This window comes from Roseateles rivi, assembly GCF_043555845.1.
In the GTDB taxonomy this organism is placed as follows: domain Bacteria; phylum Pseudomonadota; class Gammaproteobacteria; order Burkholderiales; family Burkholderiaceae_C; genus Roseateles; species Roseateles rivi.
This window is the reverse complement of record NZ_JBIGHZ010000001.1, coordinates 775,415-795,714: the sequence shown is the minus strand read 5'-3', so window position 1 is coordinate 795,714 and position 20,300 is coordinate 775,415. Positions and strand designations below refer to the sequence as shown.

General features: G+C 68.0%; 19 protein-coding genes and 1 pseudogene. 6 read left to right on the top strand and 14 right to left on the bottom strand.

Going from position 1 to position 20,300, the window contains the following annotated elements:
* The first annotated feature begins 20 nt into the window (after positions 1–20).
* From ACG0Z6_RS03575 to ACG0Z6_RS03550, 6 genes are all read left to right on the top strand, one after another.
* Complete coding sequence (locus tag ACG0Z6_RS03575) at positions 21–563, top strand: cupredoxin domain-containing protein (RefSeq protein ID WP_394458686.1); 543 nt, start codon at positions 21–23, stop codon at positions 561–563.
* 16 nt (positions 564–579) lie between these two features.
* A complete protein-coding gene (locus ACG0Z6_RS03570) occupies positions 580–921 on the top strand; it encodes a copper-binding protein (protein ID WP_394458685.1) in 342 nt (113 codons plus the stop codon).
* 166 nt (positions 922–1,087) lie between these two features.
* Positions 1,088–4,405 (top strand): amidohydrolase family protein, encoded by a 3,318-nt coding sequence (locus ACG0Z6_RS03565; RefSeq protein ID WP_394458684.1) that lies wholly within the window; start codon positions 1,088–1,090, stop codon positions 4,403–4,405.
* A 311-nt stretch (positions 4,406–4,716) separates the two neighbouring features.
* Positions 4,717–5,376, top strand: coding sequence for a PEP-CTERM sorting domain-containing protein (locus tag ACG0Z6_RS03560; RefSeq protein WP_394458683.1), 660 nt, complete (start codon positions 4,717–4,719; stop codon positions 5,374–5,376).
* A gap of 145 nt (positions 5,377–5,521) precedes the next feature.
* Positions 5,522–6,187, top strand: coding sequence for a PEP-CTERM sorting domain-containing protein (locus tag ACG0Z6_RS03555; RefSeq protein WP_394458682.1), 666 nt, complete (start codon positions 5,522–5,524; stop codon positions 6,185–6,187).
* Between the two features lie 181 nt (positions 6,188–6,368).
* Positions 6,369–7,106: a TlpA family protein disulfide reductase gene (locus ACG0Z6_RS03550; RefSeq protein ID WP_394458681.1), complete on the top strand. Its 738-nt coding sequence runs from the start codon at positions 6,369–6,371 to the stop codon at positions 7,104–7,106.
* A 24-nt stretch (positions 7,107–7,130) separates the two neighbouring features.
* Here the strand turns inward: ACG0Z6_RS03550 and ACG0Z6_RS03545 are convergent, their stop codons facing one another.
* The 14 genes and pseudogenes from ACG0Z6_RS03545 to cobM form a co-directional block, all read right to left on the bottom strand.
* Entirely contained in the window at positions 7,131–7,505 is a 375-nt protein-coding gene (locus ACG0Z6_RS03545) for a (2Fe-2S) ferredoxin domain-containing protein (protein ID WP_394458680.1), read from the bottom strand.
* Complete coding sequence (locus ACG0Z6_RS03540; protein ID WP_394458679.1) at positions 7,502–8,983, bottom strand: PepSY domain-containing protein; 1,482 nt, start codon at positions 8,981–8,983, stop codon at positions 7,502–7,504. The genes ACG0Z6_RS03545 and ACG0Z6_RS03540 overlap by 4 nt, the downstream gene beginning before the upstream one ends.
* A 4-nt stretch (positions 8,984–8,987) precedes the next feature.
* On the bottom strand, positions 8,988–11,171 hold the full coding sequence (locus ACG0Z6_RS03535; protein WP_394458678.1) for a TonB-dependent receptor: 2,184 nt from the start codon (positions 11,169–11,171) through the stop codon (positions 8,988–8,990).
* Positions 11,172–11,282: 111 nt separating this feature from the next.
* Positions 11,283–12,242 carry a precorrin-3B C(17)-methyltransferase gene (gene cobJ / locus ACG0Z6_RS03530; RefSeq protein WP_394458818.1) on the bottom strand — a complete coding sequence of 320 codons (960 nt, stop codon included), beginning with the start codon at positions 12,240–12,242 and terminating at the stop codon, positions 11,283–11,285.
* Between the two features lie 67 nt (positions 12,243–12,309).
* Positions 12,310–12,750, bottom strand: a complete 441-nt coding sequence (locus ACG0Z6_RS03525; RefSeq protein ID WP_394458817.1) for a cobalamin biosynthesis protein — start codon at positions 12,748–12,750, stop codon at positions 12,310–12,312.
* A complete protein-coding gene (locus tag ACG0Z6_RS03520) occupies positions 12,750–13,532 on the bottom strand; it encodes a cobalamin biosynthesis central domain-containing protein (RefSeq protein WP_394458677.1) in 783 nt (260 codons plus the stop codon). The genes ACG0Z6_RS03525 and ACG0Z6_RS03520 overlap by 1 nt, the downstream gene beginning before the upstream one ends.
* The gene (gene cobI / locus ACG0Z6_RS03515; protein ID WP_394458816.1) at positions 13,529–14,350 is read right to left on the bottom strand and encodes a precorrin-2 C(20)-methyltransferase; all 822 of its coding nucleotides are present in this window, start codon (positions 14,348–14,350) and stop codon (positions 13,529–13,531) included. The genes ACG0Z6_RS03520 and cobI overlap by 4 nt, the downstream gene beginning before the upstream one ends.
* 93 nt (positions 14,351–14,443) lie before the next feature.
* Positions 14,444–15,760: pseudogene (gene cbiE / locus ACG0Z6_RS03510) on the bottom strand (precorrin-6y C5,15-methyltransferase (decarboxylating) subunit CbiE); the annotation flags it as partial.
* The gene (locus ACG0Z6_RS03505) at positions 15,757–16,896 is read right to left on the bottom strand and encodes a cobalt-precorrin-5B (C(1))-methyltransferase (protein WP_394458676.1); all 1,140 of its coding nucleotides are present in this window, start codon (positions 16,894–16,896) and stop codon (positions 15,757–15,759) included. The gene ACG0Z6_RS03505 and the pseudogene cbiE, both read right to left, overlap by 4 nt.
* Positions 16,897–16,908: 12 nt before the next feature.
* Positions 16,909–17,370, bottom strand: coding sequence for a GNAT family N-acetyltransferase (locus tag ACG0Z6_RS03500; protein WP_394458675.1), 462 nt, complete (start codon positions 17,368–17,370; stop codon positions 16,909–16,911).
* On the bottom strand, positions 17,367–17,696 hold the full coding sequence (locus ACG0Z6_RS03495; RefSeq protein ID WP_394458674.1) for an antibiotic biosynthesis monooxygenase family protein: 330 nt from the start codon (positions 17,694–17,696) through the stop codon (positions 17,367–17,369). The genes ACG0Z6_RS03500 and ACG0Z6_RS03495 overlap by 4 nt, the downstream gene beginning before the upstream one ends.
* Positions 17,693–18,424 (bottom strand): precorrin-8X methylmutase, encoded by a 732-nt coding sequence (locus ACG0Z6_RS03490; RefSeq protein WP_394458673.1) that lies wholly within the window; start codon positions 18,422–18,424, stop codon positions 17,693–17,695. Before ACG0Z6_RS03490 ends, ACG0Z6_RS03495 begins: the two co-directional genes overlap by 4 nt.
* Before the next feature lie 18 nt (positions 18,425–18,442).
* The gene (locus tag ACG0Z6_RS03485) at positions 18,443–19,486 is read right to left on the bottom strand and encodes a sirohydrochlorin chelatase (protein ID WP_394458672.1); all 1,044 of its coding nucleotides are present in this window, start codon (positions 19,484–19,486) and stop codon (positions 18,443–18,445) included.
* On the bottom strand, positions 19,458–20,294 hold the full coding sequence (cobM, locus tag ACG0Z6_RS03480; RefSeq protein WP_394458671.1) for a precorrin-4 C(11)-methyltransferase: 837 nt from the start codon (positions 20,292–20,294) through the stop codon (positions 19,458–19,460). The genes ACG0Z6_RS03485 and cobM overlap by 29 nt, the downstream gene beginning before the upstream one ends.
* Positions 20,295–20,300: the final 6 nt, after the last annotated feature.

Genomic DNA, 20,300 nt, shown 5'->3' with positions numbered 1-20,300 from the left:
CCCCCACCGGAGCACGCAACATGACCCACTCATGCAACACCCAAGACGCGCTGCGCTTCGCCTCGGTGCGCCGCCTGCTGCCCCTGGCCCTGCTCTTGGCGCTGGGGCTATCCCCACTGCCCAGCCTTGCCCACGGGGGTGACACCCACAGCCCGCGCCCCAGCGCCGCGGCCGAGCAAATGCCCTGGGGCATGGCCGGCACAGCGCAAGCCAACACGCGCACCATAGACATCCGCATGCAAGACCGCATGCGCTTCACACCGCAGAAGCTGCGCGTGCGCGAGGGCGAAACCGTGCGGCTGCGTGTGCACAACGACGGCCAGCTCATGCACGAAATCGTGCTGGGCACGCGCGCCACGCTGGATGAACACGCGCTCCAAATGGAGAAGTTTCCCGACATGGAGCACGACGCACCGTACATGGCGCATGTGCCGCCCGGCCAGTCTCAAGACATCGTGTGGACCTTCAACCGCGCCGGGAATTTTGAATTTGCCTGCCTGATTGCCGGGCACTACCAAGCTGGCATGCGCGGCAGCATCAGCGTGCAGCCCAAACCCCTTTGACTCGGAGACATCCCTCATGAAACTCACACACCACTTGATTCTTTGCACCCTGGCCCTCACCGGACTGAGCGCCCAAGCCCACCACCATGATTCGGCCGAGGCTCCCGCCGCCACGGCCAGCGCCGCGCAAGGCGAGGAATGGGTGGCCGCCGAAGTGCGCCGCATCGACCCCGAGCAGCGCAAGCTCACCCTGCGCCACGGCGATATCAAATCCATGCAGATGATGGGCATGACCATGGTCTTCAAAGCAGATGCCGGGGTGTCGCTGGAGGGCCTGGCCGTGGGCGACCGCATTGAGTTCCGCCCCGTGCGGCGCAGCGAGGGCTTTGTGTTGCTGGCCTGGCGGCGCCAGCCCTGAGCGCTGCGGCACCCTGGCGGGGCCACACGCTCGCCAAGGTGCCGCCGTTCATGCCTCGGTGACCGTCGTTCGTCCGCTGTAGGGCAGTGCCGAGGGTGCACCCGCACTGGGCGCGGGGGGTGCTTGGCCTATGCTGGTGGGCTGTCCTGGAGCCGTGCACACATCCATGAAAAACCACCGCCCTCTACCCTTGACCCGCCACCGTCTGTCCTGGGCCCTGTGCTTGTTGAGCTTGTCCAGCGGCGCTGCGCTGGCCGCGCCCGACAGCGCCAAATGGAACGTCAACCAGCCACCCGGCCCCGTGCAGCGTGCGCAGCTGGATGTGCGCAGCGGCACCTGGATGAGTGTCGACGTCAGCCCCGATGGGCGCTGGCTGCTGTTTGACCTGCTGGGTGACATCTACAAGCTGCCCATCGAAGGCGGCCAGGCGCAGGCGCTGACGCATTCCATGGCCTGGGACATGCAGCCGCGCTTCTCGCCCGATGGGCGCCAGATTGCTTTTGTCAGCGACGCGGGCGGCGGCGACAACGTGTGGGTGATGAACGCCGACGGCAGCCAGGCCAAGGCGCTGAGCACCGAAGACTTCCGCCTGCTCAACAACCCCGTGTGGCACCCCAGCGGGCGCTATATCGCAGCGCGCAAGCACTTCACGGGCACACGCTCGCTGGGCTCGGGCGAGATTTGGCTCTACCACCTCGACGGCGGCAAGGGCCAGGCCCTCAACGACAAACCCAGCTGGGAGAAAGACCGCGGCGAGCCCGCACTGTCACCCGATGGGCGCTGGCTGTACTACTCGCAAGACGTCACCCCCGGGCGCAGCTTTGAGTACAACAAGGACAGCAACACCGAGATCTTCCGCATCTTCCGCCAGGACCTGCGCGAAGGCCACACCGAAGCCCTGGTGCAAGGCCCGGGTGGCGCCATACGCCCCACCCCCTCGCCCGATGGGCGCTGGCTGGCTTTTGTGCGGCGCGTGCGCGTGAACACCGAGACCGGGCGCGACCAGCAACGCACGGCGCTGTTTGTCAAAGACCTCAGCACCGGGCGCGAACGCCAGCTCTGGGACGGGCTGGAGCGCGACATGCAAGAGGCCTGGTCGGTGCACGGCGTCTACCCCGGCATGGCCTGGACGCCCGACAGCCGCGAGCTGGTGACCTGGGCGCAAGGCAAGCTCTGGCGCGTGGCGCTGGAGGGCGGTGCGGCGCGCGAGATTCCCTTCCACGTCAAAGACGAACGCGAGCTGCGCAGCGCGCTGCGCCAAAACGTCAAAGCGCTAGAGGGCTGGCAGCTGGACGCGCCTTTTGACGCCCACATGCTGCGCTGGGTGCGTGTCTCGCCCGACGGCAAGCAGGTGGTTTACAGCGCCGCCGGTCAGCTCTGGCAGCGCGCCCTGCCCGAAGGCCAGCCACGGCGGCTGCGCGCCGACGACGGCGCGGTGGAGCTCTTCCCGGCCTTCTCGCGCGACGGGCGCCAGCTCGTGTTCCTGCGCTGGCAGGACGCGCAGCTGGGCCAGCTCATTCTGCGAGACCTCGCCAGCGGCAAGGAAACCGTGCTCACCCCCGAGCCGGGCAAATACCTCTCGCCCCAGCTCTCACCCGACGGCCGCCAGGTGGTCTACAGAAAGGCGCGCAGCGGTGCCCTCACCGGGCCGGGCGGCGGCTTGGACAGCGGCATCTATGTGGCGCCCACCCAAGGCCGTGGCGCGCCGGTGCGCATCACCCGCGACGGCGAGGCGCCGCAATGGGGCGCGGACGCCAGCGCCGTGTACGTGCAGCGCAGCCGCAGCACCAGCGAAGTCACCAGCCAGCAGCTGCTGGTGCGCATTGACCTGAGCACACGCGCCGAGCAGGAGCTGGTCAACGCCGAATACGCCAACAGCTTCACCCTCTCGCCCGATGGGCAGTGGCTGGGCTTTGTGGACCGCTACCACACCTATGTGCTGCCGCTGCCGCAAACCGGCCGCCCGCTGAGTGTGGGCGCGCAGCAAGACAGCCTGCCGCAGCGCCGCTTGGACCTCAATGCGGGTGCCGAGCTGCACTGGAGCGGCGACAGCCGCACCCTGCACTACGCGCTGGGGCGCGAGCTCTTCAGCGTGGCGCGCGAGCAAGCCTTCGCGCCGGGCTTCACCCCGCCCGAGCGTGGCCTGGCCATTGGCCCGCAGCTGCGTACCTCGTTGGCCCCAGGGCGGGTGGCCCTGGTGGGCGCGCGGCTGCTGACGCTGCGCGCCAATGCGCCCGAGGAAGTGATTGAAAACGGCACCGTGCTGGTGGAGAACGGCCGCATCGCGGCCATCGGTGCGCGCGACAGCGTGCCCCTGCCGCCCAACACCCAGGTGGTGGACGCCTCGGGCAAGACCATCATCCCCGGGCTGATCGACATCCACTGGCACGGCGCCATGGCCGAGCAGCAGATCACGCCGCAGCAAAACTGGCAGCAGTACGCCTCGCTGGCCTTTGGCGTGACCACGCTGCACGACCCCTCCAACAACACCGGCGACATCTTCACCCAGGCCGAACGCCAGCGCGCGGGCCTGAGCGTGGGGCCGCGTGTGTACTCCACCGGCACCATCCTCTACGGCGCGCGCGCGCCCATCATCTCGGAGGTGCGCTCGCTGGCCGATGCGCTCACCCACCTGCGCCGCCAGCAGGCGGCCGGGGCCTTCAGCGTCAAGAGCTACAACCAGCCGCGGCGCGAGCAGCGCCAGCAAATCCTCGAAGCCGCGCGCCAGACCGGCATGATGGTGGTGCCCGAAGGCGGCTCGCTGTTTCAGATGAACATGAGCATGCTCATCGACGGGCACACCACCATCGAGCACGCCCTGCCCGTGGCCAAGGTCTACGAAGACGTGCTGCAGCTGTGGCCGCAAACCGGCGTGGCCTACACGCCCACGCTCAACGTGGCTTATGGTGGTCTGGATGGCGAGCACTACTGGTATGCCCGCACCGAGGTGTGGAAGCACCCGCTGCTGAGCCGCTTTGTGCCGCGCAATGTGCTGCAGCCGCGCGCCGTGCGCCGCCCCACCGCGCCGGATGAGGACTACAACGTGCTGCAGGTGGCCCGCACGGCCACGCAGCTGGCGCGCGCCGGTGTGCGCGTGAACATCGGCGGCCACGGCCAGCGCGAAGGGCTGGGCGCGCATTGGGAGATGTGGATGCTGGGCCTGGGCGGCATGCGGCCGCTCGAAGCCCTGCGCGCGGCCACCCTGAGCTCGGCGCAAAGCCTGGGCTTAGACGCGCACCTGGGCTCGCTGGAAGTGGGCAAGCTGGCGGACCTGGTGGTGCTCAACGGCGATGTGCTCAAAGACATACGCCAGAGCGACCGCATCCACGCCGTGATGCAAAGCGGCCGCCTCTACAGCCTGCCGCGCCTGGACGAAGTCTGGCCACGCCAACGCGCCCGCGCCGCCTTCTTCTTTGAGGGCCGCGACGCCCAGTCCGCCGACGATGACGGCGAACTCACCCAAGGCCACGGCCACCAGCACTGAGCCCGTGGGCACGGCGCTGCGGCGCCTGCGCCACATAGCACCAACGCTGGGCCACTGGTCTGGCATGGATTGTCCCCACTTCGAGGGGCTGCAAGCATGCAGCCCCCCCCGCACTTCTTGCCCCAGATCGGGACAAAAAGTGCGCCGTCGCAACAGGCGCCCCTCCCCGGGCGTCTATACAAACGCCAAATTCAACAAGGGGTTTCCACCCCTTCATTTGACGGAGTTGTGAACTTTGTCACGCCAACCAAAGATGCATTCAGCCCCTGCCAAGGACGCAAGGGCATTCATCTTCGGGAAAGGACAACTCCATGGCTGCATCGTTCATCTTGCGTGCCACTGCCGCCGCCACCCTGCTGTTGCTGGGTGTCAGTGCGCAGTCGGCCATCACTGTCTACAACACAGCGGCGGCATTTGCCGGGGCTACAGCAAGCTCGGGCACTGACACCTTCACGGGCATGTCGGTGACTGGCACAACACCTTCACCCCTGAACCGCATGGCTGGCAGCTATGCCTACATGGCCACGTCCACCAGCGGCGCGTTTTATGCAGGCGGCACGACCAGCGACCCCTTCCTGTCGACCAACCGCTTCGACGACATCATCACCATCACGCCAACCAGCTCAGGCATCAGTGGCATTGCTGGGAATTTCTTTGGCTCCGACGTGTTGGGTTCCTATGCGGGTGGCCCCGTCACTCTGACGGTGACGGACAGCTTTGGCATGTCGCTGACCCAAGTCGTCAACGCCTCCAGCATCACCTCGGGCAGCTATATGGGCTTTGTGTCGGACGGCACCATCACCAGCCTAAGCATTGCCTCGGCCTCCAACCAGACCGCCCCTTTCGTCTGGCCCTCGGTGGACAACCTCACCCTGGCCACCGCAGCACCCGTGCCTGAGCCCGGCACCTGGGCCCTGATGGCCCTGGGCCTGGTGGGCATGAGCCTGACACGCCGTCGGCGCGCTGACTGAACCCGACGCCCTCCCTCCCTGGGAGCGGCGTTTGTGTTCTTGTATCGAGCGGTCAGTACCCAGAAGGTCGCTGACCGCTCGGCTGTGTATGACCGCGCTGTGCCCCCATCCAACGGCATGGTGCTTGGCCAAAGTCGTTATAAAAATGCATCAAACCCTCACTCTTCGCAGCGCCATTGCGGGCGCCTTGCTGCTTGTGGCAGCCAGCGCTCAGGCCGCACTCACCGCCTACAACACACCCGCGAGCTTTGCAGCAGCCACCACGGCTTCTGGAACAGACACGTTCTCTGACCTGATCGACAACGGCTCCGTGGGGGTCATGCTCGATCGCAACGCTGGCAGCTACAGCTACCGAGTCTCGGCACCCAGCGGCTTGTGGGCCTCAGGGCCGGCCGACAACCCCTTCATGTCAAGCTCCAACACCAACGACGCCATCACCGTGGCGCCGTTGGGCAGCATGGCCAATGGGATTGCGGGGAATTTCTTTTTCTCCGACATCGCTGGCAATTTCGCCGCTGGCCCCTTGGCCGTGACCGTGCAAGACAGCACCGGCGCCAGCTTGACCCTGACCGTGAACCCCAGCGGCTACAGCAGCGGCAGCTTCATGGGCTTTGTCTCCAGCGGGTACATCACCAGCTTGAGCGTCTCCGCCCCTGCTGGGCAACCCAACACCACCGCATGGTCCTCGCTGGACAACCTCACCCTGGCCGCCGCAGCGCCCGTGCCCGAGCCCGGCACCTGGGCCCTGATGGGGCTGGGGCTGGGGCTGGCAGGCCTGGGTCTGGTGCGCCGCCGCCGCACCCAGGGCTAAAGCCCGGGTCCACGGTGCAAGACCCGCGCTTGCACCGGTTCACTGCCCACCCCGTGCGCGTCAATGACGCGCTGCCAATTTGCATCGCGGGCGCTGGGCGCACGCCCTCAGTCACAGGGGTGACTCTGGACGCTGGCCTGCTGCAGAATCGTCGCCACCGACAACGACTGCCCGCAACGCCATGCGCCTCACCCTTCGGACCCTCGCCGCCGTGTCAGTTCTTGCGGCCTCCACCCTTTGTGCAGCCGCACCATCCATGACCGAGGCCGAACTGCGCCAAGCCATGGGGTTGCAGGGCTACCAGCTGCGCTACGAGGACGCTCAGGGTCGGCCGGTCAGTTTTGACGCCCTGATGGCCCTGCTCAAGACCACTGGGGGCCTCAGTATCGAGAAAGACGCGGACAAGAAAACGGCCGTGATCAAACAGAGCTCTGTGGACGCCAAAGGCAAGGCAGGCCAGATCAAACCTGAGGTCAAAGTCGGGCAAGTGCTGCCAGCGGCCACAGGCCAAACGCTGGAGGGGCAGGCCAGAACGGTGCCGCTCGAGGGCGCCAAGCCCACGCTGCTGAGCCTGTACTTCGCACGCTGCCCGCCCTGTGTGGCCGAAGTGCCGGAGCTCAATGCGCTGGCCCAAAAGTACCCAGACGTCAACTTCCTGGGCGTGACCTTTGACGACGCAAGCACCGCGAAGAACTTTATCGACGAGCACGGGCTGAAGATCCCGGTGCTCGTCAGCGCCCAGCCCTACTTGAAGCAAATCGGCGTCAGCCGATTCCCCTCCTTGATTCTGGTGGACACGGCCGGCCGCGTCAGTGCCGCCAAAACCGGGGGCACGCTTCCTGGGGACGCCGGCGGGACCGGCATCAGCGACTGGTTTGCCCAGGCCCTGAAAGGCCTAGCGCCCACCGCGCGCCAATGAACTGGCCGCGGTGAGCGGCCTCAGTCACCCGCCCGTGGGCCCGCGGTGGAAGATCAGTTCTTCCACCGGCTCCCCCCCCACCAAGTGCTCGTCGATGATGCGCTGCAAGTTGGCGCCACGGGCGTTGTAGTACCACACGCCGTCGGGCTGCACGCACATCACCGGCCCGCCTTTGCAGGCGGCAAAGCAGCTCACGCGGCTGCGCTTGACGCGCAGCTCGCCCTCGTTCAGGCCGGCGGCTTTGAACTTCTCACCCAGGCTGTCAAACAGCGCTTGGGACTCGCCGTCTTGCGTGCAGCGCGGGCCCGTGCAGACCAGCAAGTGGCGGCGGTAGGCGCCGATTTTGGGCTTGCTCACTTCGGGGCTGTCGGGGCTTGTGTCTGGCGGGGTCGAGCTCATGGGGAGCGTCCTTTCTTGCTGCGAATGGTGATGCGTTGGCGCAGGCGCCGCCAGGCCAGCACGCAGCCAGCCAGAGTCAGCACCGTGGCGGCCAGGGTCCAGCCGATGACGACCACATCCCGCGCCAGCGGCCAGCTGTGCAGGGGCGGCCAATCCCAGCGGTGCAGGGCCGAGAACAGCCAGCGGTCGGCGCGGTCGCTGCTGTCGCTGCGCAGGGCCACGCGCGCGCCTTGCGGGTCGAGGTAGTAGACGGTGGCGGCCGCGTCGGCCAGGGCCACGCGCAGCACCGGCAGGGGGCGGTTGCCTTGGGCTTGGCTGTGGCGCAGGGCGTAGTAGTGGAAGTCGTACTCGCGCAGCCAGCGCGCCTCTTGCGCCACGCCGGGGTACATGGCTTGCAGCGCGGCTTGCATCACCGCAGCGGGTAGGCCCTCGGGCAGCGGTTGGCCTTGCGCGTCCAGCAGCAGCGCGTGGCGCTGGCCCTGCGCCCAGGTGTGGGCCAGCCAGTAGGTCTGGCCGTTGACGCTGCGCCACTCCAGCTCGCGCCAGGCCATGGCCGTGGGCAGCGCAGGCACCGTGGAGGGCCAGCCGGCCGTGGCGGCCCAGGGCTGGGCGGGGCGGGTTTTGCTTGCCGCATCGTTCCAGCCCCAGGGGTGCATGGACAGCCAGCCGCTGAAGATCCAGGCCGCCAACACCAGCCCCGCGCCCAGGCCCCAGAGGTGGTGCTGGCGCTGCCAGGGCTCGCGGTAGGGGCTGCGGCTGCCGCTGGCATAGCCGCGCCAGCGCCAACGCTGCCAGCCCAGCACCAGCCCCAGCAGCGCCAAGCCCAGGGCCGCACCGCTGGTCCACAACACCACCTGGCGCCACAGCGCGTTGTCCGCGCGCAGGGGTGTGAAGTAGAGCCAGTGCGTGACGCTGCCCAGCCAGTTCCAGCCTCGCTCCCAGCGCGTGCTGTCCTGCACCCACTCACCGCTGGCTTGTGACAGATAGAACTCCGTGCCCAGCGCGTCGTCCAGCTGCACATGCCAAAACGGGCTGTGGGGTTTGAAGCGGCCGTAGATGGTCCATTGGTCGCGCTCGATCAGCGCCGCACGCGGCTGCGCCCCAGGGGTGCGCCCCAGCGCGCGCTGCAGGGCCTCGGCCTGGCTCAGGGCCGCGTGGCGCTGGCCGCTTTGCGCGTCCACCGCCACCCAGCGCCCGGGGGACTCGCGACTCTGCAGCAGCCAGCTGGCATGCGGGCCCTGCATGAGCAAACGCGCGGCTTGGGCCTGGCCCGTGAGACCCGCTTGCTGCGCGGCCTGCTGGGCCGACAACAAGCCCTGTGTGGGCGGCAGCGGGGCTTGGGCTTGCAGGCGCTCGGCCAGCGTCAGCGAGGGGCGCGGCACGTAGAGCAGCACCACGCCCGACACCAGCCAGGCCAGCACCAGCAGAGCCAGCGCAATGCCCAGCCAGCGGTGAATGAGGTGGAGCCAGCGCTTCATGGTCTCAATGCGTGTAGTGCAGCGTCAGCATGAGCTGGCGCGGCTCGCCCAGCATCACTTGCGTGGCGCTGTAGCTGCTGGTGGCGTAGACCGTGTCGGCCAGGTTTCTGAGCTGCGCGCCCACGCTGAGCGCGGGGCTAAGGCGCTGCGTCCAGTGCGCGTCAAACACGGCATAGCCCGGCAGCGAAAAGCTGTTGGCGGCACTGGTGTAGCGCTGCCCCACCCAGCGGCTGCGCAGCCCCAGCTCCTGGCTGTGCGCGGCCCATTTCAGCCCCAGATTGGCCAGCGTGCGCGCGGCATGGGGCGCTTGATGGCCGCTCAAATCTTTGCCGCTGAGCACCAGCTGCTGGTAGCGCGTGCGGTTGAGGCTGAGGTTGCCGTCCACCGACCAGCCCTGGCCCAAACGCCAGGCGCCACCCAGCTCCAGGCCGTAGGACTGCAGACGGCCGCCTTGCACGGTGCGGGGCTCCTGCCCGGGCAGCTTCTCGGTGGTCAAAAGCCCGTCTTTGTCGATGTGATAGAGCGCCGCCGTCAGCTCGCCGCGCGCGAAGGCATGCTTGCTGCCGAGCTCCCACTGGCGCCCACTGCTGAGCTGCCAGTTCGCCGCGCCCTTGCTGATGGTGGCGATATTGCTGACCGGGTCGGTGGCCACCCCGGTTTGCACATAGAGCTGGTGCCCGGCTTGCAGCTGATGCGACAGCGCCAGACGCCAGGTGTTGGGCGTGAAGCGGGCCGACCAGGCGTCTGCCTTGGGCACCATGACCTGGCGCTGCACGGCGGCGCGCTCGTGGCGCAGCGCGGCGCTGGCCGTCCAGCGCGGCAGCAGGGCCAGCGAGGCTTCGGCAAATGCCGCGCTCTGGCGCAGCTGCGAGCCCATGCGCGGCAGCATGGGGCGGCCACCCAGGTAGCTGCCCGCCTCGGGCTGCCAGGGGTCGACCACGGTGGTGACGGTGTAGTTGTAGCCGTCGTTGACGTGGGTGAAGTTCAGGCGCAGCTGCTGTGCGCCCAGCAGCAGCTTGAGTTCACGGCCCAGCACCTGGAGCTGGCCTTGCGCCTGCACACTGCCGCCGCGCTGGCGCAGCTGGTGCTCGATGGCCAGATAGCCCATGCGCTCGACCGCGCGCCCGTCCGCGCTCAGCGCGTACTCCTCCAGATTGCGCCAGCGCCGATTGATGTCGAAGTGGTAGAGCTCGGCCTGCAGCTTCCACTCGGGCGACAGCTCATAGCGGCTTTGCAGGCGGTGGCGGTCTTGGCGCACATGCCACAGCCCGTCTTGCACGTTGTAGTTGCGGTCGCGCAGGTCGCTGGCAATGCGGCCCTGGCGCAGCGGCGTGCCGAAGTAGGCGCTGTTGCGGTCGCGGTGGGTGTCGGTGAGCAGGTCCACCTGCCACTGCGCCAGCGGCTGCCAGCGCAACGTGCTCATGAGCTTGCGCTGGCGCCAGTCGCCGCGCTGCACGGCGCCGTCGCCGCCTTTGTCCAGCAGGTCCAGGCGCAGCGCCAGCAGCGGCTTGTCCGCGCGCAGCCCTTGCAGCAGGGGCTGGTTCAGGCCCAGGCCCAGGCGCCAGCTGTCAAATCGGCCCAGGCCCAGCTCCAGGTCTTGCGAGGCATGGGCCTGCGGCTGCTTGCGCACCAGGTTGATGGCGCCGCCAATGGCACCGTCGCCATGCAGCACCGAGGCTGCACCGCGCAGCACCTCCACGCGCTCGTAGCCAAAGCCGTCTTGCGGCAGGGACTGCGTGCCCGAGGTGGTGGGCACGCGCACGCCGTCTTCGAGCTGCGCAATGCTGTCGTTGCCCGAAAAGCCGCGGCTCTGGAAGGTGGAGCCCGAGCCGGGCGAGCCCTGGAAGCTGAAGCCCGCTGCACGCTGCACCAAATCGGCGGTGTTGCGCACGCCCTCGCGCGCCAGGCGGTCGACGTCCAGGCTGTCAGCGCTGGCAGGCGTGTCCAGCAGCGATTGACCCAGGCGCGAACCCGCCGTGCTGGTCTTCTTCAGCGGCGCGTAGGGGCTGGCATTGATATGCACTTTGCGCAGGCGCTTGCCTTTTTCAGGGGCCTTGGGCACCGCGCCCGCTTGGGCTTGGCGGGTGTCTGCATCGGCGGCCGCTTCGGTGGCGGCCCGGGCACTGAGGCCTGTGGCACACAACAAGGCCACAGCCAGCGCTACGCGGTGAAAGGGAGAGAACAACATGTCAGAACACTCTTAAAAAAGCAAACTCGAAAAATCTGGGCAAAGCTGCGCCCACAGCGCCTCTGGGGCCAGAGGCGGCTGGGCTTTGGCGCGCGCGCGAGCGCGGCGGGCTTATTCGTCTTGGCTGGCGGCGCTCAGCGTCAGTTCCTCTTGCAGCGGCTCGGCCAGCACGGCCTCGATGTAGTCCAGCGGCAGCTTGTGCAGCTGGCTGAGCGCGGCGGCGCTGGCACCTTGGGCATGGCGCTCATGCAGGTCTTGGTACCAGCCGCTCAAGCCCGTGGAGAGGGAGCGCCCGGGCTTTTCGCCCTCGCGCGTGCTGCCGCCGTCGGCCACGTCGTATTTGTTGGCGTAGCCACGCGGCGTGACCATGCGGCCATGCTGAATGGTGGTGTTGCTGTTGCCGATGAGCACGGTGGAGAGCATGCCGATATCGGCCTCGCACATCTGCGCCAGGGTGGTGAACTCAATGCGCTCGCGCCGCCGGTAGGCGCTCTTGACGATGGCCACCGGCGTGTCGGGGCGGCGGTGGCGCAGGAAGAGGCGCTGGGCCTGCACGATTTGCTGCGTGCGCCGCCCGCTCTTGGGGTTGTAGAGCGCCACCACAAAGTCGGCTGCGGCTGCGGCATCCAGGCGCCGGGCAATCACCGGCCAGGGTGTGAGCAGGTCTGACAGCGAGATGGAGCAGAAGTCGTGCGTCAGCGGTGCCCCCACCCGCGCGGCGCAGGCATTGATGGCCGAGGCGCCAGGAATCACCTCCACCTCCACGGGGTGTTCGGGGGTCCAGCCGGCTTGAAAGAGCACCTCGTAGGTGGGCCCGGCCATGCCGTAAACACCTGCATCACCCGAAGAAATCAGCGCCACCTTGTGGCCTGCCTGGGCCTCTTCCAGCGCTTGCACGGCGCGGTCTAGCTCCTCGGTCATGCTCTTGCGCACGATGCGCTTGCCCTCGACCAAATCGGCCACCAGCTTGATGTAGGTGACGTAGCCAATCACCACATCGGCCTCGGCAATGGCGGCGCGCGCGCGCAGCGTCATGTGCTCCACGCTGCCCGGGCCAATGCCCACCAGCATGATTTTTCCCGGCGCCACACCGGCGCTCTCTTCAATGACGGTGTCAGCAAAGTCCACCGCGTTGTTCTCAGTCATGCGTACTTCCTCCCATCAGCGCCACGGACACGGTGGCGTTCTTGCCGCACAGGCCCTGGTGCTTGTGTTTTTCAACTTGCAGCGCCGCCATGGGCTGCGCCCCTCTGCCCTGCCCCGCCGCCAGCAGCGCTGCGGCCTCCGAGACCGAAGGCGTGCCCATGAAGCGCAACACCGTGGCGCTGGGGTTGGGCACAGGCACGGCCGCCAGCTGCGCTGCGCTGTAGAGCTGCAGCGGCAGCGCCAGCTGCTGGGCCAGCTGCACAAAGGCCAGCTCGTCGCCCTTGGCCTCGATGCTGGCCAAGGCCGCCACCTGCGCGGGGCTGGCGCCCAGGCGCTGCAAGGCTTGCTCCAGGGCCTGGCGCACGGTCTGCAGGGGTGTGCCGCGGTCGCAGCCCAGGCCCACGGCGTAGCGCGCAGCGGCGGCGTTCTCCATCAAGCCTCAGCCTCCTGACCCAGCGGCGGGCGGTACAGCACCAGGGCCTCATGCCACTGCGCCCAGCATGCAGCGTCCACCTCGGCGCGCGTCACCCACAGACAGGCTTTGAAGCGCTCGCGCTGCACATCGCTCATGCGCTCAAACACATGGATGCTGGCCGGCAGCGGCGTGGCGCGCGTCCACCAGCGGCGGCTGCCCGCCTCTTGCACCAGGGCAATGGGCTCGCCATTGACCACATGGGCCGAGACGCGCGTGATGTTGATCTTGGGGCACTCCACCGCCCAGCCCAGCTCGCGCCCGAGGATGTCCACGGGAATGGTCTTGCCCACATCGCTGGCGGTGGTGAGCACGGGCGTGGCCTGCAGCAGCGCGGCGATTTTTTCCGCCCAGGCATTGGCCCCGCCCACATGGCCGGACAGCACGGGAATGACAAAGGCCGCAGCGTCGTCCACCACCAGCACACCGGGGTCTTCGTCCTTGCTCTTGAGGTGGGGCGCAATCAAGCGCACCACGGCCCCGAGCGAGACGAAGAACACGATCTGGTCGAACTCGGCAAACAGCCGCGCGATCTCGTCCTTGAACGCGCCCTCATAGGCTTGCACCGGGTTTTGCAGCGCGCCCATGAGCGGCGCGAACTTGGCCGCCACACACACGCTGGCCTGCGGCAAAGCCTGCGCCAGCGCAGCCACCTGGGCCGCGCCGTGTTTGGTGATGGCCACCAGCACCACGCGCACATGGGCGGCGGTGGCGGGGTCGGGGATGGGGTTGGTGGTGGTCATGTGGTCGGGATGTTGGGCAGAGGGTCCGGGAGAGGGGTTTTCTTCTTGCACCCCTTCACCCTGTCCCCCCGCAGCCGCTGCGGGTTCTTCACGATCAGCAGCGAGAGGTAGTTCACCTTGGTGCCTTGCAGCTGCAGCAGCTCCGTGCCGCGCAGCACGCGCTCGTCAGGTGCACCGGCGCGCTCCACAAAGTGGCTGTGTTCGAGCAAGCCACGGCGCGAGAGCAAGGTCAGCAGCTCGTCCAGCAGCGGCTTGATCTTCATGAGCACCAGGGTGTCGTAGTCGTCGAGCTGGCGCTCCACCATGTCCACGCCGTAGGCAGCCGGCACGATGGCCACGGTGTCGTCCTGCTCCGAAAACGGCAGCTGCAGCCGCGCGCAGGAGGCGTGAAACGAGGTCACGCCTGGGATGATTTCCAGCGCCACCTCAGCGTCCAGCGCCTGCACGGTGCGCGCCAGGTGGCCGAAGGTGGCGTAGGTGGAGGCGTCCCCCTCCACCAGGAACAAAACGTCGCGCCCGCTGCGCAGCACGGGCAGCACGGCCTCGGCCGCACGCAGCCAGGCACGGCTGAGCTTTTCCACGTCGTGCGTCATGGGAAAGATGAGCTGCAGTGCGTCCGCAGGCACGGCCAGCCCGGCGCGCTGCGCGATGGCCAGCGCATAGCTGTCGGTCTTGAGCGAGCGCTGCGGGTAGCTCCACAAGGCATCGCTGCGCTGCAGCTGGGCCCAGGCACGGCGGGTGATGAGGTCGGCATCGCCAGGGCCGAGGGAGACGCCGATCAAGCGACCGGGGGCCTCTCCCCTGGCCCCTCTCCCAATTTGGGAGAGGGGGATGGAAGTCGACACATCGCCAGTCTTCAGCCCCTCGCCCACCTTGGGAGAGGGGTTGGGGAGAGGGCCCCGCAGAGGGCCCGCACACACCACCCACACCGGGTTTTCAGCGGCCATGCGCTGCATGTCCAAAATCGGCTTGGAGCGCGCAGCCTGCAGTTGCAGCACATCCCAGCTCAAGCGCCCTTCGCCACTCAAACGCTTGAGCACCGCGGTGGCGGTGGCCAGGTTTTCCAGGGTCACGAAATTCATCACCAGCTGACCACCGGGGCGCAGGCGCGAGATGACGAGTTCAATCAAGCCCTCCAGCTCGCCGCCCGAGCCGCCCACAAACACCGCATCGGGGTCGGGCCAGTGCTGCAAGCCCTCGGGCGCTTTGGCGTGGAGCAGGCTGTAGTTGGACAGGCCGCTGGCCTGCCAGTTCTGCGTGGCAATGGCCACGTCGGCCTCGTTCTTCTCCACCGCGTACACATGGCCGCGCCGCGCCAGGCGTGCGGCCTCCAGGCCCACCGAGCCCGAGCCCGCGCCGATGTCCCACACCACGCTGTCCTCGCGCAGCTGCAGCCGCGCCAGCGACACGGCACGCACTTCCAGCTTGGTGATCAAGCCCTTGTCGGGCTGGCGCTGGGCGTAGCTGGCGTCGGGGCGGCCCATGAGCACGGGCAGCGCCTCGCGCCGCGTGCGCCACAGCAGCAACACATTGAGTTCGGCAAAGCGCATCTGCGCGGCCTGCGCCACGCTCAGGTCTTCGTGAATGCGCTCATGGGGCTGGCAGAGGTTTTCGGCCACGGCCAGCTGGAAGTCCTCGCCCAAGCCCTCGGCCAGCAGCATGCGGGCAATGCGGTCGGGGCTGTTGAGCGGGCTGGTCAGCACCGCCAGGCGTTCGTGTTGATTGATCAGCTGGCGCAGTGCGTAGAGGCCGTGGCGCGCGTCGGCGCCACGCACCCACTCGCCCGCGTCTTTGGCGTGGACGGAGGTGAACTTCATGTCCTGCCAAGGCAGCACCAGGCGCGCGCAGGCCAGCTGCAAGGTGCTGAGGTTGGGCAGCACTTGCAGCGCGTCAATGCAAAGCTGCGCAGCCAGGTAGGCGGCAATGCCAAAGCACAGCGGGTCGCCCGTGGCCAGCACCACGGCGCGCTGCCCCAAGGCCTGAGCCTCGCGCACCCACACGGGCACGCTGGCGAGCTGGCCGGTGAGATCGAGGCGCCGCGCCTCAGGGCGAATCTGCGCTTCGAGCAGCGCCAGCGTGCGCGTGCCGCCAATCACGCAGTCCGCACTGCGCAGCGCCGCCAGGCCCTGCTGGGACAGCGAAGCCACGCCATCGTCCAGCACCCCCAGCACCACACAGCGGTGGCCGCCCTTGAAGTAGCGGCCCTCGTAGGTCAAGTCTTCAGTCATGTTTGGTCTTGATTGAGCGGCGAGTCGCACTGCGCCTGGGCCAGCTTGCGGCCGTCAAAGTCACACACCAGCACGCGCAGCGCGAACTGGTGCGGGTAGCGGCCCTTGAGCGTGCGCACCACGCCTTGGGCCAGGGCGGTGTGGAAGGCCTCCACCAGGCCCAGCGCCTCCACGCGTTCGCTGGCGTAGCGCGCCGTCTCGGCGTTGCGGATGTCCTCGCACACCTCGGGCGGCACGCCAATGCCCGCACACAAATCGGCCAGATAGCCGGTGTCCACCTCGGCACGGTTGGCGTGGGTGATGGTCTCGCCCTGGGCAATCTTGGTGAGCTTGCCCACCATGCCGCCAATCACCACCTGCGCAATGCCGCTGGACACCGCCGTATCCAGCGCATAGCGCAGGAAGTCACCCATCTGCACATAGCAGGCCTCGGGCAGGCCGGGCAGCTCTTGCATGACGAATTTTTCCGTGCGCCCGCCGGTGGTCAGCACCACCACGCCCGCGCCGGTGGTGGCGGCCACCTCCACGCCCTGCACCACGCTGGCACGAAACGCCGCCGTGGAATAGGGTTTGACAATGCCCGTGGTGCCCAAAATGGAAATGCCACCCAGAATGCCCAGGCGCGCGTTGAGCGTCTTCTTGGCCATTTCCAGGCCTTGGGGCACGCTGATGCACACCTCCAGCCCCACCTCGCTCAAGAGGCTGTCGCCGACCTCGCGCACGTTGTCTTCGATATTGCGCCGGGGCACGGGGTTGATGGCGGGCCCACCCACCTCCAGCCCCAGTCCTGGCATGGTCACCAGGCCCACGCCATGGCCGCCCAGCAGGCGCACCACGCCGGGCTCCTGCGGCAGCAAGCGCACTTCGGCCGTGAGATGGGCTTTATCGGTGCAGTCCGGGTCGTCGCCCGCGTCCTTCACCACATAGGCCCGCGCCCACCGCGCCATGCCCTGCCCCTCCAGCTGCCCCCCCTGCACCTCAAAGCGCACACGCTGCCCGTTGGGCAGCAGGCTCTGCACCGCCTCCGGCATCAGCCCCTCCACCAGCCCCAGCACGCAAGCCCGCGCCGCCGCAGCCGAGCACGCCCCGGTGGTGAAACCGGTGCGCGTGCCTTTGGGTTTGGCTTTGTCCATCATGGCAAGGTTCGATCAAGTGCCAGACAGCGTTTTGGTGTAGGTGCGAAACACCAAGTCCCGCTCCCAGCCCCGGCTTTCGTACAGCGCCTGGGCAGTGGTGTTGGTGTGCGCCGTGGTCAGGTCCAGCCGTGCCACGCCGCGCTGGCGTGCCGCCTCCTCCACCGCAGCCATGAGGGCATGGGCCACACCCTGGCCACGCGCGTCGGGGTGAACGTAGAGGTCATACAGCACCCAAATCGGCTCTGCAATGACGGAGCAAAACGTGGGGTAGCACTGGCACAGGCCCAGCGCATCGGTGCCCGACCAAGCGCCCCACAGCAAGGCTTGGCGCAAAGTCTGGCGCTGCTGCAAAAAGCGCAGCGCGCGCGGCAGGTCCGAGGGCTGCTCGTAGAACTGGCGGTAGGCGTCGAACAAGGCCGCCAGCTGCGGCAGCTCGTGGCCCAGGGCCAGCTCCACACGGACATTGCTGCTCATGCGGGCTCCTGGGGCGATGTGGGGTGCGCCATCAAGCCGTCGCCGTAGCTGCGCAGCACTTGCGAGACCACCACGCGGTAGCCCTGCAGCCACTCGGTGTAGCGGGCTTTGGCTTGCAGGTGCGCGGGGTGTTGCATGAGTGCGCGCAGGCCGCTCTCATCGCTCCAGTAGTAGACGTTGCACAGGCGGCCCTGCGCCTCGTTGCGCCATTGCTCCTGGCCCAGATAGCCGGGGGTTTCCAGCACGGCGCGTTCGATGGCCGCGTCCAAGGCGTGAAAGGCTTCGTCGTAACGGCCTTCGTCGAAGATGAAGCTGGCGCTGATCACGGTGCCACTCCGGCCGCTTCTTGGGCTTCAGCCAAACCCAGCAGGGCGTGAATGGCCGCCACCACCAGGGTGGAGCCGCCTTTGCGGCCGCGGATGATGAGCCAGGGCACTTCGTCGACCTCGGCCATGAGGTCTTTGGATTCAGCCGCTGAGACAAAGCCCACGGGCAGGCCCACCACCAGCGCGGGGCGCAGGCCTTCTTCGCGGATCAGCCGCACCACCTCGATGAGGGCGGTGGGCGCGTTGCCAATGCCCACGATGGCGCCTTGCAGCAGGCCCTGGGCATGGGCTTTGCGCATGGCTTGCACGGCGCGCGTGGTGTCTTGCTCGCGCGCAGCGGCAATGACGTCCTCGTCAGAAATGAACTGGTGCGTGCCCATGCCGAAATGCTGCAGGCGCGGCTTGGACAGGCCCACGCAAATCATCTCCACATCGGCCACCACGCGGCTTTGGCGGCTGCGAATGGCGGCCACACCAGCGCGCACAGCTTGGGGGTGAAAGTCGGTGAGGCCGTTGAAATCAAAGTCGGCATTGGCGTGGATCATGCGCCGCACGATGGGCCACTGCTCAGGGCTATAGCGGTGCGACCCGACTTCGGCGTCGATGACGGCAAAGGAGTCATGCTCGATGGCGCGGCCCGCCGCGGTGAGCTGCTCGGTGACGGTGTTGTGCTGCGCGCTGGTGTGCAGCGCAGCGGCAGCATCCAGCAAGGCGGGGTTGAGGCTCATGGCGTGTCTCCCAGGGCTTTAGCGGCAGCGGCGCACCACGGCCACGGGGGTGGCGTGTGAGTGCTCGTGCGGGTGGGCATGAGTGTGCTCATGGGCATGGTCGTGTGGGTGCTCATGCTCATGGCCGTGCTCGTGGTGGTGATGGTGGTGCGCGTCATCGCCGTGAGGGTGGTGATGCTCGTGCCCGCCGGGGCCGTGGTGGTGGCCGCCGTGGCCCAGCTCCACCGCGATTTCGCGGTACTTGCAGCCATCGCAGGCCATGCGGCTTTCGGGCTGCAGGCCCAGCAGCTCGGCCACGCGCTGCTCGAGCAAAGCGGTGATCTCGGGCTCAAACCCGAAGTAGCCCGCGGCCGCAAAACGGATGTGCGGGTACTGCTGACGCAGGTGCTGCACCTGGCGCTCGATGCGGCTCATCAAGGTGCCGCTGAACAGGTAGTAAGGCAGCACCACGATTTGCGTCATGAGCTGCAGGCTTTGGCGCTGCACCACGCGCTCCAGGCGCGGGAAGGTGATGCCGGTAAAGGCAATGTCCACCAGCTCATGGTCGCCCTCTTCCATGAGCCAGCGCGCCATCTTGGCCACCTCGCCGTTGGCCCCGCGGTCTGAGGCGCCACGCCCCAGCAGGATGACGCCGGTGGAGCGCGGGTCGGGCATGTCCAGCTCGGTCATGGCGCGCCGCAGCTGGCGCTTGAGCACTTTCAAAATCGGCTCGCCCGCTTGCAGGTGCGGCACGTAGTCAAAGCGCACGGCGGGGCAGTCCAGCCGCGCCGTGTCGATGGCCTGGGGGATGTCCATCTTCACGTGCCCTGCGGCATTGAGGATGAGCGGCAGCACCACCACGCGCTGGCTGTCTTGCGCCGCGCGGCGCAAGCCCTCGTGCAGCATGACGGTGGCGAACTCGATGAAGCACACCTCGATGCGCCAGTTCGGGCGGCGCACACGCCAGGCGGCGGCAAAGCGCTCGATTTCCTCGTTGGCACCGGGCTCGCGCGAGCCGTGGCCCACCAACAGCAGCGTGGTGTGGGCCGGCAGGTCAATCGCGGTGGGGGCTGGATGCGTCATCTGGCAACTCGCTAGAGCTTGGGTTGGCGGGCGCTGTGGCCCGGCGGAATTTGTGGGTAAAGCTCGGGTCGTAGAGCTTGGAGCGCGTGAGCTGCGGCCACTGCCGCGCACCCAGCGTGGGGCTGGCGATGATCATGCTTTGGCTCACCACGCCGGCGGCGCGGCAGCGCGCTTTGATGTCGGCCAGCGTGCCGCGTATCAGCAGCTCCTCGCCGGGCCAGCTGGCTTTGTGCACCACCAGCATGGGGGCGTCTTCACGCCAGCCCGCAGCGCGCAGCGCGGCCTCAACCTTGTGCAGCAAGGTGATGGAGAGGTAGATGCACAGCGTGCAGTGGTGGCGCGCCAGGTCTTCCAGCGCCTCGCCCTCGGGCATGGGCGTGCGGCCTTCAACGCGCGTGAGGATCACGGTCTGCGTGAGCTCGGGCAGCGTGAAGCTCTCCACCGCCGCGGCCGCGCTGGCCATGGCCGAGGTCACCCCCGGCACCACGCGCAGCGGCACGCCTGCGGCATCCAGCGGCTGCACCAGCTCGATGAGCGCGCCGTAGAGCGAGGGGTCGCCCGTTTGCAGGCGCACCACCACGGCGTGGCGCGCCGCGCGTTCGATCAGCCAGGCGGCCATTTCTTCGAGCGTCATGCCCTTGGAGTCGGCCACCTCGCAGTGCGCGGGCGCAAAGCGCGTGGCCGCCTCGTTCACCAGCGAGCCGGCATACAAGATGGCCCCGGCTTGGGCAATGAGGTCGCGGCCCTTGAGCGTGAGCAGCTCAGGGTCGCCGGGGCCTGCGCCCACGAAGTAGACCGTGCCTGGCATGCCCGG